Source organism: Oceanivirga salmonicida (assembly GCF_001517915.1).
In the GTDB taxonomy this organism is placed as follows: domain Bacteria; phylum Fusobacteriota; class Fusobacteriia; order Fusobacteriales; family Leptotrichiaceae; genus Oceanivirga; species Oceanivirga salmonicida.
In genome coordinates this window covers 1-16,995 of the sequence record NZ_LOQI01000035.1, presented here as the reverse complement: position 1 = coordinate 16,995, position 16,995 = coordinate 1, and the positions used below count along the sequence as shown (strand labels likewise).

Genomic DNA, 16,995 nt, shown 5'->3' with positions numbered 1-16,995 from the left:
TTAAATAAATATTAGTACAATAACAATAAAATATACCATAAGAGTTTTTAAAAAGTAATTTGTAATTTTTTCAAAAAACATATGAAAAGTTACAGACTTTTTACCGCACTCTCATAAAAACAAAAAGCATGTTCTTTAAGAACATGTTTTTTTTATATTTATTAATAATTTTTAATATATTCTAAATAAAAAAATCTAAGAAATTCTTAGATTTTTAAATTGGTAATTTACCTTTTTTTATCTTTTCCATTATAGGTTTATTATACTTAATTTCTCTAATATCATTATAATTATAATAAACATAGTATAATTCATAGGTATCATCTTCAAATATATTAAATAATAATTTTGCTCCTATTGGGTATTTTTCTATCATATTTTCATTTAATTTATAATCTATATCTAACATACTCATTATACAAGATAAATTAGAATCGTGTCCTACTATTAAAGTCAAATCATTATCTTTTTTAATTTCATCTGATAATAATAGATATGCATTTTCTTTAGACTCTTTTATATATTTAGTATCTCCAAATATTAAATCTAAGAATTCATCTTTTACCGTAGAAATTAATCTTAAATCTTTCATAAAGTCATCACTTTTAAAGATTTTATCTAGTGGGAAATTTTCATAATATTTTAATATAAATAAGTCTGAAATATCTGTAGCAAGTCTTAATGCTCCTTTAACATGTAAATATCCAGTATCATCTAAATAAATATTACTTTTTTTATTTACAATAGTTCCTTTTTCTAAATCTAATAATTCTTCTATTCTAGTATATGCATCTTTTAATTTTTCATCTATTTTTTTTACTTTATCATAATCTAATATCTTATTTTCTTTAAATAATATATTATACCTAGTATCAAGTTTATTAAAGCTTTTATCTTTGTAATCTATAACTTGTTCTTTAAATGGATTCATACCTAAGCAAAGTAATCTAGATGTATGGTATGTTCTATGAGTTGAATTGCATAAAACCCTTATTTTCATATTATCATTAAGATTTAAAATCTCTTTTAATTCTTGACCAAATAAGAATTCTATAACTTCTCCTTTTTTTGATAAGTGTCCCATAAGTTCATTAGGAAAATCCCAATTTATAATATCTTTACCATAAATTTTCAATAGACTTTCATGATAAAAAAGAGGGTATCTTAAACCATGTCTGCTAAATATTATTCTTTTTTTTATTTTCATAATCTCTCCTTTTTATGTTCTAAATATATTATACAGTATAAAAAAAAATAGTACAAGAGAAATTAAATAATGAAAAAAAAATAAAATTGTGTTAAAATTAAGTATGAAAAGGTGGTTTGAGATGAAAAAAATAATATTTTGTATAATGACTTTCTTATCATTGAATATGTATGGAGAAAAAATAGAAAATTTTTATTATAATGTATCTGTTAATGAAGATAAAAGTTTACATATAGTTGAAACAATAGACTATAACCCAGAAGGGCAAATGAAGCACGGAATAACAAGAGACATTCTAACTAAAAATGCGGATTATAAATTTTTTAAATTTGAAAGTAATATAGGTTTAGTTAATTTTAGAAGTAATTTTGAAAGTCTTAGTAAAAATCAAGGAAAATATACTTCATTTAGATTGGGTTCGCCAAATTCTTATTTACCAACAAATAAAATCACAAGATTTATAATTGAATATGATTTGTATAATGTAATAAGAACTGAGGATACTAGAACTCAAATATATTTAAATGCTACAGGTAATTTTTGGAGTATGCCTATAGAAAATGTTGAGATAAAATTAGAATTAAAACCTAGTGCAATAAAAGAATTGTATGTATATACGGGAGTTTATGGAAAAAATACTAATAATTTTGAGATAGTAGGAAAAGATAAAATAAGAAATATTAATCCTTTATCTAAATATGAAGGTATGACATTTAAAGTTAATTTAGACAATGTATACTATAAATATACTTTATTAGATAAAATTAATAATGTTTTAGTAGCCTACCCAAGTATAAAGATTAATGTTATATTAGGTTTAATATCAATTTTTGTAATATTATTATCATTAATTAAAAAAATGAGAAATAAAGATAATATACCAATAGTTCCAGAATTTAAGGTAGATGATAAAATAAGTGCTGCTATGTGTCAAAAAATATATGGCAAGAGTAAATATGACCCATTAACTATTGTATTTTTAAGTTTGGCAAGTAAAGGTGTTATAAAAGAGCAAGATTATTATATGCAATATACAGATTATGTAATTAAAAAGGGTGAAAAAATAAATCCAGAAACAGATTATGAAAAAATTCCAGTTATAGAAGAAGAAAAGAAATATAGTTTGATAGATGACAAAGAATTAGAAAAAATCATAAGTGATAAAAGTAAATTTTCTCCAGAAGAATTACATGCAGTATCAAGATGGATTGGTCAAAGAGATGATATATTTGCAAATTATAGTAATATAGCAAAGGTAAATGAAAATGTAATAAATATTATTGATAAAATATATAGACTTAATTTAGGGGAGAAATATATACCATATTTTCTTATCTCTATACTCTCATTTGTAGTATTAATAATAGTAAATATATTAATATCATTTGAATTAAATACTTTAATGATATCTGGAATTATTAATTTAATAGCAATAATTTTATCTTCTAATATATTAATATTAACAGAAGAAGGTAAGAAAGCATATAGAAATGTAAAAGGTTTTGTTATGTATTTTGATAAAGTTGAAACTAATATTTTTAAAACTTTACAAACTAAAAAAGAAATCATAGACTATGCTAAGAAAATGTTACCTTATGCAGTGGCAGTAGGAATAGAAGCTAAGTTCATAGATTTATTAAATAAAGAACTTAGTGTGAGAAATATTGGAAAAGAAAATATTTACCCATATATATATTATTCATATTTTGTAAATAGACATATTATTAATAATAAGATAGGTTATTTAATAAGTGAAAATAATAGAATAGCGAATACAAATACTAATCATTCATCAGGTGGAGGCTTTTCTGGTGGTTCAGGTGGATTTTCAGGCGGCGGCTTCTCAGGTGGAGGCGGAAGTAGCTGGTAGTAATTATGAAAGGGAAATGAGATGAAAAAAATAATATCAAGTATAATAATATTAATTTTAGGTAGTTTAAGTTTTTCGGTAAATACCGTAATTTCAAATGATTTAAAACTTAGTAAATCATATATAGACAAAAATAATAGAGAAATTGAAAAAGTAACAAAAGAGTATGATTATAAACTAACAAAAGAAAATTTAAAAATAAATGATAGAGTAAATAAATTAATTTTATCAAACTATAGTCTACAAATAGAATATATAATCTATGATAAAGATAGAGTATTTATAAAATCTAAACAAAAAAGTTTAAATCTACCGTTAGCATTAATTGGAATGAGTACAATTTTTGAAAAATCTATTGAAAAAGCAGAAAAAAAATTAAAAAAAGGTGAAAAATTAGATAATGAAACAATTAAAAATTTAATGGGAGATTCTTATGAAATAGCATTAAAAGAAACACTTAAAAATAAAGAATATATGTATAATGATGTTTACTATTCACTCAAAAAAGATAAAAAAGGTACTTGGCAAATAGAAACTGATTTAGAAAATTTATATAATTCTAAACTTTCTGTTTTTGGAAATAAAAATCTAAATATTGATGGAATTTTAGAAAGATTAAGTAAAAAACAATTAATAAATGATGATAATAAAAAAATAGATGAAATGTCTAAAATAATATCTAATAAGAATTTTACTAAAATTCAAAGAAAAAATATGGCACTTAATATAAAGTATACAGAGATTAAAATTAAAGATATATATGTTTTAACTAATAATAAAGTAATGGTTAGAATAATTGCTAAAATGCCAAATACAAAAAGTTTAAAATTTGTAAGTGAAATAATGGCAAAAGAAAAAGAATTTAAGGCAAGAGAAAAAGAATATATAGAAAAGATTGAAAAAAGTAATTTAAGTGAAGCAAAAAAACAAGAAAAAAAAGATGCCTATATGTTAGAAAATGGATTTGAGTTTTATGAATATGCTGTAAAAAAACAAGTAGAAGCTAATAATTATGAATATAGTCAGTTATATGTACCATTAGAAAAAATAAATGGTAAATGGGAAATAATTCAGAAAGAGAGTGAATAAGATGAAAAAATTAGTGTTGAGTATATTAATGGTCTTTACTTTTATAAGTTGTAGTACAAGTGGAGTAAATGTATTATTAAATGAAAATAAGAGTGTAAGTTATGAGTATGCATTAGAAAATGATAAAATAATAAAAGAAAAAGCTATGTTGGCAACAAAAGAAATACAAAAAGATTTAGCAAGTAAATTTATACCTAAATTCCCAGAAATTCCTGGGGTAGAGGGATTTGATTTTAATGATGAAGTTAAATATGTTATTGATAAAATGTTTACTGCATTAAATAAAGGCATGGAGTATAAAATAGAAAATATATCATATTTATCAAAAGATAGAGTAGACGTTAAATTTAATGTAAAAAGTGTTGATATCTTTTCTTTATTTAAAGAAATGCAAGAAAATCCAGAAAAATACATGAAAGAAATGTTGCCTAGAATTTTAAATGATAAAACTGTTACTGAAATATTTTTAAAATCCGATTTATCAGAAAAAGAAAAATTTAAGTTTGTATTTAGAAAAACTATGGATTCGTTTATGGAAATTATAGATGAAACAGTAGAAGAAAAGATTAAACAGAAAGATTATATATATTCAAGTCAATATATAAGTTTAATTAAAGAAAACGGGCAATGGAAAGTTATAGATTTAATTAGAAATGAAGCTTCAAAAGAAAAATATTCTGTTCTTTTAAATAATAAGTATAAATTTAGTAGAGAAAAAATAAATGAATTAGAAACTGAAATATTTAAATTACCAATTTTAGAAATACAAAGAAAAAATTCTGAAAAATTTTTAACTGAAAACTTTAAAATTCCTATGAATAGTGTGGAATATTTAAATAATTTAATGAATGAAATGAAATATACTAAAAAAGCTATATATTTCATAGATGAAAAAAACATAGAAGTTAAATATGAGATTAAATTAGTAGATATATTAACAATTTTGAATCATGTGTATTCTAATAAAGATTTCGTACAAGAAATGTCAAAAATTTCTGATATAAATGAAAGAACAAAATATATTTTACAAAAACTATATTCAAAAGAAATGATAGATAAAATGAAAAAAGAAAACAAATATATATATCAAGATAATTACTTACATTTAGAAAAAATAAATGGAAAATGGGAAGTTAGAGATATAATAAGAAAACAAAAATAAGGGAGAATATAAGAATATGAAAAAAATATTAATGACAATTTTAATGATAATTACATTAATTTCTTGTGGTAAAAAGGGGATTGTATTATTAAATAATGATGGTAGTGTAAATAGCGAATATGTAGATAGTACATATAGTGAAATAGAAAAAGTAAGTTTAGAAAAAATTAAAGAAGAAGGTCAAATATCAGTAAAAAAAGCTTTAGAATCGCTTTCTAAATTAAAAATAGATGATAAAGATTTAGGTTTTAAATTAGATTTTAATGAATTAAACCCAGATATATCAAATTTAGCCAATATATTTTTAGATTCATATAAATATGAATTAAAAAGTATATCATATTTATCTGAAAATGAAGTTGATATAGAATATTTAGTAAAAATGCCTAATATATTTTCATTAGAAAAATTAAGTAAAGATGGAAAATTTATGGATAAAATAGGTAAAAGAGCATTTGATAAAATAAATAATTTTACATTGGAAAATGTTAATACACCTAACAAAGAACAATTAATGATAAATTTTATACTAAAAGAAGTTGCACCTGATTTAGTTAAAGGAGTTATAAAACAACTTGAAAAGACAAAAGATTATGTAGAATTAACAAGTTTTGTAAGTTTAAAAAAGATAAATGATAAATGGGAATTATTAAATAGTGATCAAAAAAGTGATAGTAAGTATGCAGTTTTAATTAATAAAGAATTAAAAATAGAATCAATGTATATAGAAAAAGAAAAGCCCATTATAGAAAAATTAGCAATAACTAATAAAGATGAAATATCTAAGGAAATGGATATTTTAAAAGGTATATATTCTAAAGAAATTATTGACGTTATAGAATTATTCCAAAAGAATTTTGATGAAGAAATTAAGGCTATCTATTTTATAAATACTGACAAGGTATTTGTAAAAAAAGAAGTTAAAACATTTGATATATACAGTTCAATAACTGAATTTATGCAATTAATAATAGATAATAAAAATTTAGCATTAGAGAATAATACAAATAAAATTGTTGATGAAGCTAAAAAAATAATAGAAAACAAAATAAAAGAAAATAGATATATGTATTTTAAATCGTATGTTATATTAGAGAAAAAAGGTGATAATTGGGAAATTATTCCATCTATTGATACAGAAAAAATATTGGGTAGTAAATTTAATTAAATAAATAAAAAACAAAAAAATGGGGGAGAAAATACATGAAAATTAAAAAAATTTTATTATCAGTTTTAGCAATGTTTATGCTAGTTGCATGTAGTACTAATAAACCAATGATATTGTTAAATGAGGATGCTAAAGTATCAAATTTCTATATTAATACAACACATGCAAGACTTAGAAAAATAGGAGCAGTAAAAACAAAAGAAGCTTATGAAAAAGGTGTAAAAGATTTGATTAATGTCTTTACTGGTTTGAAATTAGAAAAATCAGGATTAAATTTAAACTTAAATTTAAAAGATTATGATGAAGATATATTAAATATATTTAATATATTCCATGATTATTGTATTTATGACTTAAAAAGCATTTCATATTTATCTAAAAATGAAGTTGAACTAGAATATTTAGTCAAAATACCTAATATATTATCTTTAAGAGAAATATTTATTACTAATGAAAAAGAATTTAAGAAAATTTTAAAAAATGCTGATGATAAAATGAAAGAATTTACACTAAAATATCCAGCTAATGTTATAGAAAAAAATCCAGATATATTTATTAAATTTGTATTAAAAGAAGTAATACCTAATATAGAAAAAGAAGTTTTAGATATTTTAAAATCACAAAATAAATACATGGAATTAACAGATTTTCTAAAATTAAAGAAAGAAAAATATGAATGGGAATTAGTTCCTAATGATACTAATTATAGTAAAGATAGTAAATATACAGTTTTAATTAATGATAAATTAAATTTAGACAAAGGACAAATAGAACAAATAAAACAAATTGCTCATAAAATGTTTGAAGAACAAAATAATGAAATAGCAAAGAATTTTAAACAATTTGAAAAAATGGGTATGACTGAGTTTTTTGAAATCATGAAAATATTTTTTGATGATTTTAATCAAGAACTAAAAGGAATATATTTTATAAATAAAGATAAGGTATTCTTAAAATCAGAAATTAAAATTATAGATTATTATCCAGTTGTTACTGAGTTTCTACAACTAGTAATAGATAATAAAGAAATAAGAGAAAATCAGAAAAAGGCTATATTAACATTAAAAGAAATCTTAAATAAACAAATAAAGAATAAAAAATATAGATATGCTTCATATTATACAATGTTAGAAAATAAGGAAAATGGTTGGAAAATAGTGCCAATTATTAAATCGCCTGAAATAGATGAAATGTTAAAAGAAGCAGAAAAAATGAAAAGAGAAGCGGAAAAAATGAAAAAAGAAATGGAAAAATCAGAATCTAAATAAATTTGGGGGGAATTGTGAAAATCAAAAATATTTTATTGTCTATTTTAGCAATGTTCATGTTATTTGCATGTAGCACTAATAAACCTATGATATTAGTAAATAATGATATAAGTATATCAAAAAGTCATATTAATAAAACATATAGTAAAATAGAAAAATTAGGTTTAGATAGAATAAAAGAAAAAAATAGAACAGAAATTAAAGAAATTTTAGATATATTTATAGAACCACTTTCAAAAGAATTAGGAATAAAAATAGATAATAAAGATGCATTCTATTTAATTAATAAGTTTTTAAATTCATATAAATATGAATTGAAAAGTATTTCATATATTTCAGAAAATGAAGTAGACTTAGAATATTTAGTAAAAATTCCGGATTTAACAGTATTAGCTGATTGGGATAAGAATAAAGAATTAGAGGAAAAAATAAACGAAGCTATAAATCCTAAAATGCAACTTTTTATATTAACGAATTTTGACAAATTGGATGATGAATCAGCAATTAATGAATTTGTTTTAAAAAATATAGCTCCTATTGCTTTAGATGAAGCAATAAGTTATTTAGAAAAGAATAATAAATACCTAGAAACAAATTCTTTTGTTAGTTTGAAAAAAGAAAATGATGATTGGAAACTAATAAAAACAACAAATAGTGATAAAATAGATAGGGAATATGCTACTTTAATTAATAGTAAAATAAGGGTAGATGAAAAATATGTAGATAAGACTAAAAAAGAAGTACATGAAAAAATTAAAACAGCTAAACATGATATATTTAATTTAATACTTAATAAAAAGGATGCAAAAGATAGGGAAATATTAGAGTTTATTAATGAGAATACAGAGAATGAAATAAAGAGTATTTACTTTATAAGCAAAGATAAAATTTTTGTAAGACAAGAAATAAAAATATTTGATATATATAATTTAATTTATGAATCTATAAAATCAGACTCTAATAATGAAAATTCAAAAATAGATGATGCTGAATTTATAATAAATCAAAAGACTAAATATTTCACACATTATCTAATCTTAGAAAAAAAAGATGACAAATGGGTTATAGTTCCTTCAATGTTAGAAAAAACCTTAATTGATAAACTAAAAATGTTTTTTTATGAAGACAATAAGATAAAGGATTTTATTAACTAGCCTAGTTATATCAGTAAAAATATGTTATAATTAAAAATTGAGATAAGAAAATAAAGGAGACTAAGATATAAATGGAACTTAGGGAAATACTAAAAAATATTGAAAACTTTGAAAATAAAGAAGTAAAGCTTTCTGGTTGGGTTAAAAAAAATAGAGACCAAAAAAAATATGGCTTCATAGAATTTAATGATGGTTCTCATTTTAACTCTATACAAATAGTATATGATGAGAATTTAGATAATTTTTCTGATATAGCAAAACTAAATGTGTATTCATCAATAACGGTTGAAGGTAAAATTGTTAAATCATTAGGAAAAGGTCAATCATATGAGATAGTGGCTACTAATATAGTGATTTTAAATGAAAGTCCACTAGATTACCCATTACAAAATAAAAGACATAGTTTTGAATTTTTAAGAAGCATAGCACATTTAAGACCAAGAACTAATACTTTTAATGCAGTATTTAGAGTAAGATCATTATTATCATATGCTATACATAAATTTTTCCAAGAAAAAGGATTTATTTATGTACATACACCAATACTAACAGGAACTGATGCAGAAGGTGCAGGAGAAATGTTTGGTGTTACAACATTAGATATAATGTCAAAAGAAAAAAAAGATTTTAAAGAAGATTTTTTTGGAAAACCTGCATACTTAACTGTTACAGGTCAATTACATGTAGAGTCATTTACGTCAGCATTTAGAAATACTTATACTTTTGGACCTACATTTAGAGCAGAAGAGTCAAATACAACTAAACATGCTGCTGAGTTTTGGATGATAGAACCTGAATTAGCATTTGCAGATATAAATGTTAATATGGACATTATAGAAGAAATGATAAAATATATTATAAGATATGTATTTGATAATGCAAAAGATGAAATGCAATTTTTCAATAGTTTTATTGAAAAAGGTTTAATTGATAAACTTAATAATATATTAGAAAATGGTTTTGCAAGAGTTACATACACTAAGGCAATAGAAATGTTGCAAGAATCTAAACATAAATTTGATTTAGAAGTTACTTGGGGTATGGATTTAAAGACAGAGCATGAAAGATATTTAGCAGAAGTTTTATTTAAAAGACCTGTTTTTGTTACAGATTATCCAAAAGATATTAAAGCTTTTTATATGAAATTAAATGATGACAATAAAACAGTTAGAGCAGTAGATTTATTAGCACCAGGTATAGGAGAAATAGTTGGTGGAAGTCAAAGGGAAGAAGATTATGATAAATTATTAAGAGTAATTGAAGAAAAAGGTCTTAATAAAGAGGATTATTCTTGGTATCTAGATTTAAGAAGATTTGGAAGCTTTGCACATTCAGGATTTGGGTTAGGATTTGAAAGAATGTTAATGTATATAACTGGAATGGCAAATATTAGAGATGTGATACCTTTTCCAAGAACTAATAAAACTTTAGAATATTAGGAGATTAACTATGAATAAAAAAATATTTACTTTCGCTATATTTATTACTAGTATTGTATTTGCAGATTTTTTATCTGGAATTCAAGAAATAGATAAATATATACAAAAAAATAATTATAAAGAAGCATTATCAAAAAGTGAAAAACTTTTAGAAGAAGATTTAACTAATGATGATAGGGCAATACTTTTGTCTATAATCGATGAAATTAAATCTAAAATGCCTACAAAAGGCACAAATGCTAAGACAGAAATTGTAGTTGAAGATAAAAAAGAAGATACAAAAGAAAATATTGTTACACCAACAACAGAAAAAGTTACTAGGATTAAATACAGTGAATATGATAAATATGAAAAAGAAATATTAGCTACAAACAACTCATTGGCTATAAATGATTTTGCTAATTGGTATATAAGCCAAGGTTTATATGAAAAAGCCATGAATGTTGCTTTAAAAGACCCAAACAGAAGTAATGAAAATATTTATTTAGCAGCAACAGCAGCTAGAATGTTAGGACAATATGATAAGTCAATAGCACTATATAATGAGGTTTTAAGTATGGATCCTAATCATGCTAAGTCATATTTAGGATTAGCAGTAAACTATAAGTTAAAAAAACATTTTAGTATTGCTGTAAATTATTTAAATAAATATAAAGAGTATAATAACTCTACAGAAATAGAAAATCAAATTGAAAAATTACGAGCCCTAGAATAGGAAGTAATATGAAATGGGTAAATTTGATAAATTCAAATTTAAAAGATAAAGAAATTAGAAAATTAATGTTAGATAATAATAGTATAGATGATTTATTATTTAACATTGATAATTATGAAGATAACATAAAATATGAAATTGAAAAAGCATATAAAAATGAAATATATACAAAAGATTACAGAATAATTAGTTATTATGATAGTGAATATCCAGAATATTTGAAGCATATTCCTAATTTTCCTGTATTCTTGTATTTAAAAGGTAAAAAATTAAACTTAAAAAAATCTGTATCAGTTGTAGGAACTAGAAATTATACTGATTTAGGTAAAAAAAGTTGTGAAAAAATTATTAGTGATTTAGCGAATTACAATAATATGAATATAGTTAGTGGATTAGCAAAAGGAATAGATAGTATAGCATTAAAAAAAGCAGTAGACTTAAACATAACACCTGTGGCTATAATGCCAACAGATATACTAAGTTGCTACCCAATAGAAAATATTAAGTTAAAAGAAAAAATAGAGGAAATAGGAACTTTAATAAGCGAATTTAGAATAAACACCAAACTTAATAAAAAAAATTTCGTTATAAGAAATAGACTAATAGCAGGAATATCAAGAGCAGTATATATAGCACAAAGTTTTAAATCAGGTGGCTCTATGATAACAGCTAAATTTGCTATGGACTATAACAAAGAAATATATTGTACACCAAGTAATATATTTGATAAGTCATTTGAAGGTTGTAATGATTTAATCATGAAAAATGGAGCAAAATTAATAAATAGTGGTTATGATATAGGATACGAATATGGTTGGAGGAAGAAAAGTGAAGAAATATTTAGTAATAGTTGAATCCCCGTCTAAGGCAAAAACTATTGAAAAGATTTTAGGTAAAAATTATGTAGTTAAGGCTTCATATGGTCATGTTATTGATTTACCTAAAACTACTTTAGGAATAGACGTTGAAAATAACTATAAACCTAATTATAAAACAATAAAAGGAAAGGCTGAGATTTTAAAAGAATTAAAAAAGACCTCTAAAAAATCTGATATAGTTTATTTAGCATCAGATTTAGATAGAGAAGGAGAAGCTATAGCCTGGCATATTTCTAACTATATTAAAGAACCACAAAAAATGAAAAGAATAGTATTTAATGAAATAACTGAAAATGCAGTAAAAAAGGCTATATCTGATCCAAGAGATATAGATGAAAATTTAGTAAATGCACAACAAGCAAGAAGATTGTTAGATAGAATAGTGGGGTATAAAATTAGTCCATTGCTTTGGAAAACAATTAATAAAAATGCTAGTGCGGGTAGAGTACAATCAGTAACATTGAAAATAATATGTGATTTAGAAGATGAAATTAAAGTGTTTGTTCCAGAAGAGTATAGAGAATTTAGTGTATTACTTAAAAATGGAATAGAACTAAAATTAAATAAGGTAGATGGTAAAAAAATTGATAGAGTATTTGATAAAGATTTTAATATAAAATTAGGAAAATACTTATTAGCAACAAAAATAGAGAAAAAGAAAAAAACATTAAGACCACCTTTAGTATTTAAAACAAGTACTTTGCAACAAGCAGCAGCATCTTATCTTGGATTTTCAACTTCTAAAACTATGCGTATAGCACAACAACTATATGAAGGATTAGATATAGCAGGGCAGACTAAAGGTTTAATAACATATATGAGAACAGATTCAACTAGGGTTTCAAAAGATGCCCAAGAAGAAGCACAAAAATATATAGAAACTAATTTTGGTTCTAAGTATGTAGGTAAATATTTTTATAAAAATAAAAATGCACAAGATGCTCATGAGGGTATTAGACCATCATATTTGGAATTAGAACCTGAAAAAATAGCATCATATTTATCAAAAGACCAATATAAGCTATATTTATTAATATGGAAAAGATTTATAACTTCTCAATTTGCAGACGTAAAATATGATCAACTTCAAATAACTGCAAATGATAATAGTAATGGAAATGATATAGATTTTACAGGAACAGTAAATAAAATAACATTTGATGGTTACTATAAGTATCAAAAGTCAGAGGATGATATAATAACAAAAGATTTACCTGATATTAAAGAAGGTGATAAATTAGAAATTGATAAATTAAATATTAAAGATGGTATAACAAAAGCACCTCCTAGATATACAGAAGCAAGTATAGTAAAAAAATTAGAATCTGAAGGAATAGGAAGACCATCAACTTATGCGTCAATAATTGATAACTTAGTAAAAAAAGAGTATATAATAATAGAACAGAAAAAATTAATACCAACTATACAAGGTTATTCTGTTAAAAATGAATTAGAAGACCATTTTGAACATATTATGGACACTAAATTTACTGCAAAAATGGAAAATGAATTAGATGATATAGCATATGGTAAAAGAGAATGGGTAAAAGTATTAGATAAATACTATAAATCAGTTGATAAAAATATAGTTAAATATCAAAAAGAAATAGATAAATTAAAAAATGCAAGAATAGAATCTGATGTATTAGATAGTAATTCTAAGCCTATGATACTTAAATCTGGTAGATTTGGTAAATATTTAATAAGTGAAACTAATGAAGAAGAAAAAATAACTTTAAAAAATGTAGAAGTTCTTAAAGAAGAAATTGAAAAAGGTAAGATATTTGTTAAAGATAAAGTGGAAGCCTTATTAAATGAGAAAAAAGGATTTAAGACAGACTATAATGTAAATGGAGTTCGCTATATTCTTAAAAATGGTAGATTTGGAGCATATTTAGAAAGCGAAAATTATGAGTCAGATAATAATAGAGTTACATTAAGTCCAGAAATTAAAACTAAACTAAAAAAAGGCTTAATACAAATAGAAAATGACACATATATTTTAGCAGAATATGTAGAAAAAGAAATTGAAGAAAATCAAAGAATAATTAGAGAAGCCGGAAAATGTGAAAAATGTGGTTCAGAATTTGCCATTAAAAAAGGTAGATTTGGTAAGTTTTTAGCATGTAGTTCTTATCCTGATTGTAAAAATATTAGAAATATTAAAAAAGGTAAAAAATAATGAATAAAAAATTAGATGATTATTTATACTATAATGAAGTAATTTTAGGTAAAAGCCATAATACTATTAGATCATATAGAAATGACATAAGTCAATTAATAGAATATTTAGAAAAAAATGAGGCTATATTTGAATTTAAAAATGTAGAAATTATGACACTTAGATCATATATAGCCTACCTTAATTATGTAAAAAAATCATCTAAAAGAAGTATTAATAGAAAAATTTCTGCTATTAGAAGTTTTTTTGATTATTTAATAAGCAATAATGAGCTTGATGAAAATAAGGCTATATATATTAATACTCCTAAATTCGAAAATAAATTACCAACATTTCTAGTAAAAGAAGATATGGAAAAGTTAAGAGCAGTAATACCGCTTGATAATATACTAGGTATGAGAGATAGGGCAATAATAGAAGTTCTTTATTCTAGTGGTCTTCGTTCTTTTGAACTTTTAGAATTATCAGAAAGTATGATAAATATGGAAGAAAGAGAATTAAGAGTAATAGGTAAAGGAAACAAAGAAAGAATAACTTTTTTTAGTAATACAGCCCATAAATATCTAAAAGAATATATAGCTGTAAAAAAAGCTAATAATAAGTATAATAAAGATATAGTATTTGCTAATGCAAGGGGTGCTAGACTTACAACTAGATCACTTCGTAGACTAGTAGAAGCATATGGAGTTAAAAGTGGCATAAACAAAGAAATTACACCACATGTATTTAGACATAGTTTTGCAACTGAATTACTTAATAGTGGTGTAGATATAAGATATGTACAAGAATTATTAGGGCATACAAGTATAGCGACTACACAATTTTATACTCATGTAAGTAAAAAAGCATTAAGAGACGTATATTTGAAAACTCATCCTTTTGCAAGTAAAGATGAGAAAAAATAAAATTTAAAATTGTATTTTATTCTAAAAATCTTAAAATAATATAGATTATAGAGATGAATAATTTGGAAAGCCAAAATATAGAATATAAATAAATATGGAAAGATGAATATATAAAATGGATTTGTGGATTTGCAAATGCACAAGGTGGTAAAATATATATAGGAGTAAAAGATAATTCAGAAGTAATAGGGTTATCTAATTCAAAAAAACTTTTAGAAGATATTCCAAATAAAGTTAGAGATATCTTAGGTATTGTGGTTGATACTAATTTATTGACTAAAGAAAATAAAAGATATATTTAAATAATATTACATAAAAGTATATACCCAGTTTCATATAAAGGAGAATATCATTATAGAACAGGTAGTACAAAATTACAGTTAACAGGACAAGCTTTAGATAACTTTTTGTTAAAAAAAATGGGTTTAAGTTGGGAAGATTTTTTGATAGAAAATGCTAAATTTGAGAATTTAAATAGTGAAGCTTTTGAAATTTTTAGGAAACAAGCTATATTTTCTGGAAGAATAAATAAAACAAATTTAAAAATTTCAAATGAAGAATTATTAAATAGTTTAAATTTAATTGAAAATAATAAATTAAAAAGAGCAGCAGTATTGTTATTTCACAAAAATCCAGAAAAATGGATTCCTGGTTCATATATAAAAATAGGTTATTTTGAAACTGACTCTAATTTAATTTATCAAGATGAAGTTCATGGACCATTATTAGTTCAAATAGAAAAAACAATGGAATTAATATATACAAAATATTTAAAAGCTAAAATAAGTTATAATGGAATAACAAGAGTAGTATGAAAATAAAATATATATTGCAAATGATTGTATATTTCCACAAGATTGGACAGTAGATAATTTATGGAAAAAACATAAATCAAGACCTTATAATCCGTTAATAGCTAATACTTTATATAGAGCAGGGTATATAGAATCGTGGGGTAGAGGAATAGAGAAAATGAAGGATAGCTGTTTGGAGTTAGGTATATTAAAGCCAGAAATAGAAGTAAAAACAGAAGATTTTATGATTAAATTTGAGGTGAAAACTACCCAAACTACCCAAACTACCCAAACTAAATTAAAAGTAGATAATAAATTAAATGAAATTGAAGAAAAAATTATTAAAATTATAGAAGAAGATGGCTCATTAAGTCAAAAGCAAATTGCGGAAAGAACAGATTTAACGCATGATATTATAAAGTATTATACTAAAAAACTTAAAGAAAATAATGTTATAAAACATATTGGAACAAACAGAAAAGGGAAATAGATTATTTTAAAATAAGGGAGAATAGTTATGGACATAGGATTTATTAAAGAAAATAAATGGTTTAGATTAAGAGCATGTGGGGTAATAGTTAGAGATAATAAAATTTTAATGTGTAAAAATAATTTTGATGATTATTATTACTCAGTTGGTGGAGCAGTAGAACATAATGAAACAGTAGAAAATGCTGCCATTAGAGAAGTTTTGGAAGAAACAGGGCAAGATATGGAAATTGATAGACTATTATGTATACACCAAAATTTTTTTAACAAAGAAAATATATCTTATCATGAAGTTTCATTTTATTTTTTAATGAAAGAAATAAGTGGAAAAAGTCCGCTATTTAAAACTGAAATATCTGATAATAAAATTGAAAGTACAGTATGGTTAGATTTTAAAGATTTTGAAACTAAAAAGGTTTACCCAAAATGGTTACCTAAGATATTAAATAGTAAAGAAGTTGAAATTATAACTGAATAGAAAAAAATAGAGATTTTAATATCTCTATTTTTCATATTTAGTAAGTACCATACAACCATCTTTGGTAACTACTATATCATCTTCTATTCTAACTCCTGCAACACCAGGTTTATAAATTCCAGGTTCTATTGTAAATACCATGTTTTCCTCTAATATGTCATCAGTACTTTGAGAAACACCCAAGTTTCGCAAAAAAT

17 protein-coding genes are annotated in these 16,995 nt (G+C 23.2%); 15 read left to right on the top strand and 2 right to left on the bottom strand.

What is annotated here, in order from left to right; translation table 11 throughout:
- Window positions 1-214 precede the first annotated feature (214 nt).
- Window positions 215-1,207 (bottom strand): histidine phosphatase family protein, encoded by a 993-nt coding sequence (locus AWT72_RS05185; protein ID WP_067141863.1) that lies wholly within the window; start codon window positions 1,205-1,207, stop codon window positions 215-217.
- Window positions 1,208-1,328: 121 nt separating this feature from the next.
- On the opposite strand from AWT72_RS05185, the gene AWT72_RS05180 reads away from it, so the two are divergent.
- The 15 genes from AWT72_RS05180 to AWT72_RS05120 all read left to right on the top strand — a co-directional run bounded on the left by AWT72_RS05180 (window position 1,329) and on the right by AWT72_RS05120 (window position 16,798).
- A complete protein-coding gene (locus AWT72_RS05180; RefSeq protein WP_067141860.1) occupies window positions 1,329-3,077 on the top strand; it encodes a DUF2207 domain-containing protein in 1,749 nt (582 codons plus the stop codon).
- Window positions 3,078-3,098: 21 nt separating this feature from the next.
- Window positions 3,099-4,166 (top strand): hypothetical protein, encoded by a 1,068-nt coding sequence (locus tag AWT72_RS05175; protein WP_067141857.1) that lies wholly within the window; start codon window positions 3,099-3,101, stop codon window positions 4,164-4,166.
- Window position 4,167: 1 nt separating this feature from the next.
- On the top strand, window positions 4,168-5,328 hold the full coding sequence (locus AWT72_RS05170; protein WP_067141853.1) for a hypothetical protein: 1,161 nt from the start codon (window positions 4,168-4,170) through the stop codon (window positions 5,326-5,328).
- Between the two features lie 16 nt (window positions 5,329-5,344).
- Window positions 5,345-6,496, top strand: coding sequence for a hypothetical protein (locus AWT72_RS05165; protein ID WP_067141850.1), 1,152 nt, complete (start codon window positions 5,345-5,347; stop codon window positions 6,494-6,496).
- A 35-nt stretch (window positions 6,497-6,531) separates the two neighbouring features.
- Complete coding sequence (locus tag AWT72_RS05160) at window positions 6,532-7,764, top strand: hypothetical protein (RefSeq protein WP_067141847.1); 1,233 nt, start codon at window positions 6,532-6,534, stop codon at window positions 7,762-7,764.
- A gap of 14 nt (window positions 7,765-7,778) precedes the next feature.
- Window positions 7,779-8,918 (top strand): hypothetical protein, encoded by a 1,140-nt coding sequence (locus AWT72_RS05155; protein ID WP_067141844.1) that lies wholly within the window; start codon window positions 7,779-7,781, stop codon window positions 8,916-8,918.
- Between the two features lie 71 nt (window positions 8,919-8,989).
- Entirely contained in the window at window positions 8,990-10,357 is a 1,368-nt protein-coding gene (gene asnS, locus AWT72_RS05150; protein ID WP_067141841.1) for an asparagine--tRNA ligase, read from the top strand.
- Window positions 10,358-10,367: 10 nt separating this feature from the next.
- Window positions 10,368-11,072 (top strand): tetratricopeptide repeat protein, encoded by a 705-nt coding sequence (locus AWT72_RS05145; protein WP_067141838.1) that lies wholly within the window; start codon window positions 10,368-10,370, stop codon window positions 11,070-11,072.
- Between the two features lie 8 nt (window positions 11,073-11,080).
- Window positions 11,081-11,926: a DNA-processing protein DprA gene (locus AWT72_RS05140; protein WP_067141835.1), complete on the top strand. Its 846-nt coding sequence runs from the start codon at window positions 11,081-11,083 to the stop codon at window positions 11,924-11,926.
- Window positions 11,901-14,132 (top strand): type I DNA topoisomerase, encoded by a 2,232-nt coding sequence (topA, locus tag AWT72_RS05135; RefSeq protein WP_231724056.1) that lies wholly within the window; start codon window positions 11,901-11,903, stop codon window positions 14,130-14,132. The genes AWT72_RS05140 and topA overlap by 26 nt, the downstream gene beginning before the upstream one ends.
- A complete protein-coding gene (gene xerA / locus AWT72_RS05130; RefSeq protein ID WP_067141829.1) occupies window positions 14,132-15,037 on the top strand; it encodes a site-specific tyrosine recombinase/integron integrase in 906 nt (301 codons plus the stop codon). Before topA ends, xerA begins: the two co-directional genes overlap by 1 nt.
- A 92-nt stretch (window positions 15,038-15,129) precedes the next feature.
- The gene (locus tag AWT72_RS10125; protein WP_197407615.1) at window positions 15,130-15,339 is read left to right on the top strand and encodes an AlbA family DNA-binding domain-containing protein; all 210 of its coding nucleotides are present in this window, start codon (window positions 15,130-15,132) and stop codon (window positions 15,337-15,339) included.
- A 105-nt stretch (window positions 15,340-15,444) separates the two neighbouring features.
- Window positions 15,445-15,852 (top strand): hypothetical protein, encoded by a 408-nt coding sequence (locus AWT72_RS09670; protein WP_197407614.1) that lies wholly within the window; start codon window positions 15,445-15,447, stop codon window positions 15,850-15,852.
- A 7-nt stretch (window positions 15,853-15,859) separates the two neighbouring features.
- Complete coding sequence (locus AWT72_RS09665; protein WP_306765426.1) at window positions 15,860-16,321, top strand: ATP-binding protein; 462 nt, start codon at window positions 15,860-15,862, stop codon at window positions 16,319-16,321.
- Between the two features lie 27 nt (window positions 16,322-16,348).
- Complete coding sequence (locus AWT72_RS05120) at window positions 16,349-16,798, top strand: NUDIX hydrolase (RefSeq protein ID WP_067141826.1); 450 nt, start codon at window positions 16,349-16,351, stop codon at window positions 16,796-16,798.
- 24 nt (window positions 16,799-16,822) lie between these two features.
- Here AWT72_RS05120 and AWT72_RS09250 read toward each other — a convergent pair whose 3' ends face one another.
- A complete protein-coding gene (locus tag AWT72_RS09250; protein WP_371440139.1) occupies window positions 16,823-16,981 on the bottom strand; it encodes a M24 family metallopeptidase in 159 nt (52 codons plus the stop codon).
- Window positions 16,982-16,995 lie beyond the last annotated feature (14 nt).

Excerpts from the sequence above, each read along its gene's own strand:
- AWT72_RS05140 (WP_067141835.1), top strand. The coding sequence starts at position 11,081 with ATGAAATGGGTAAATTTGATAAATTCAAATTTAAAAGATAAAGAAATT.
- AWT72_RS05180 (WP_067141860.1), top strand. The coding sequence starts at position 1,329 with ATGAAAAAAATAATATTTTGTATAATGACTTTCTTATCATTGAATATG.
- AWT72_RS05120 (WP_067141826.1), top strand. The coding sequence starts at position 16,349 with ATGGACATAGGATTTATTAAAGAAAATAAATGGTTTAGATTAAGAGCA.
- asnS (WP_067141841.1), top strand. The coding sequence starts at position 8,990 with ATGGAACTTAGGGAAATACTAAAAAATATTGAAAACTTTGAAAATAAA.
- AWT72_RS05175 (WP_067141857.1), top strand. The coding sequence starts at position 3,099 with ATGAAAAAAATAATATCAAGTATAATAATATTAATTTTAGGTAGTTTA.
- AWT72_RS05185 (WP_067141863.1), bottom strand. The coding sequence starts at position 1,207 with ATGAAAATAAAAAAAAGAATAATATTTAGCAGACATGGTTTAAGATAC.
- xerA (WP_067141829.1), top strand. The coding sequence starts at position 14,132 with ATGAATAAAAAATTAGATGATTATTTATACTATAATGAAGTAATTTTA.
- AWT72_RS05165 (WP_067141850.1), top strand. The coding sequence starts at position 5,345 with ATGAAAAAAATATTAATGACAATTTTAATGATAATTACATTAATTTCT.
- AWT72_RS05160 (WP_067141847.1), top strand. The coding sequence starts at position 6,532 with ATGAAAATTAAAAAAATTTTATTATCAGTTTTAGCAATGTTTATGCTA.
- AWT72_RS05145 (WP_067141838.1), top strand. The coding sequence starts at position 10,368 with ATGAATAAAAAAATATTTACTTTCGCTATATTTATTACTAGTATTGTA.
- AWT72_RS05170 (WP_067141853.1), top strand. The coding sequence starts at position 4,168 with ATGAAAAAATTAGTGTTGAGTATATTAATGGTCTTTACTTTTATAAGT.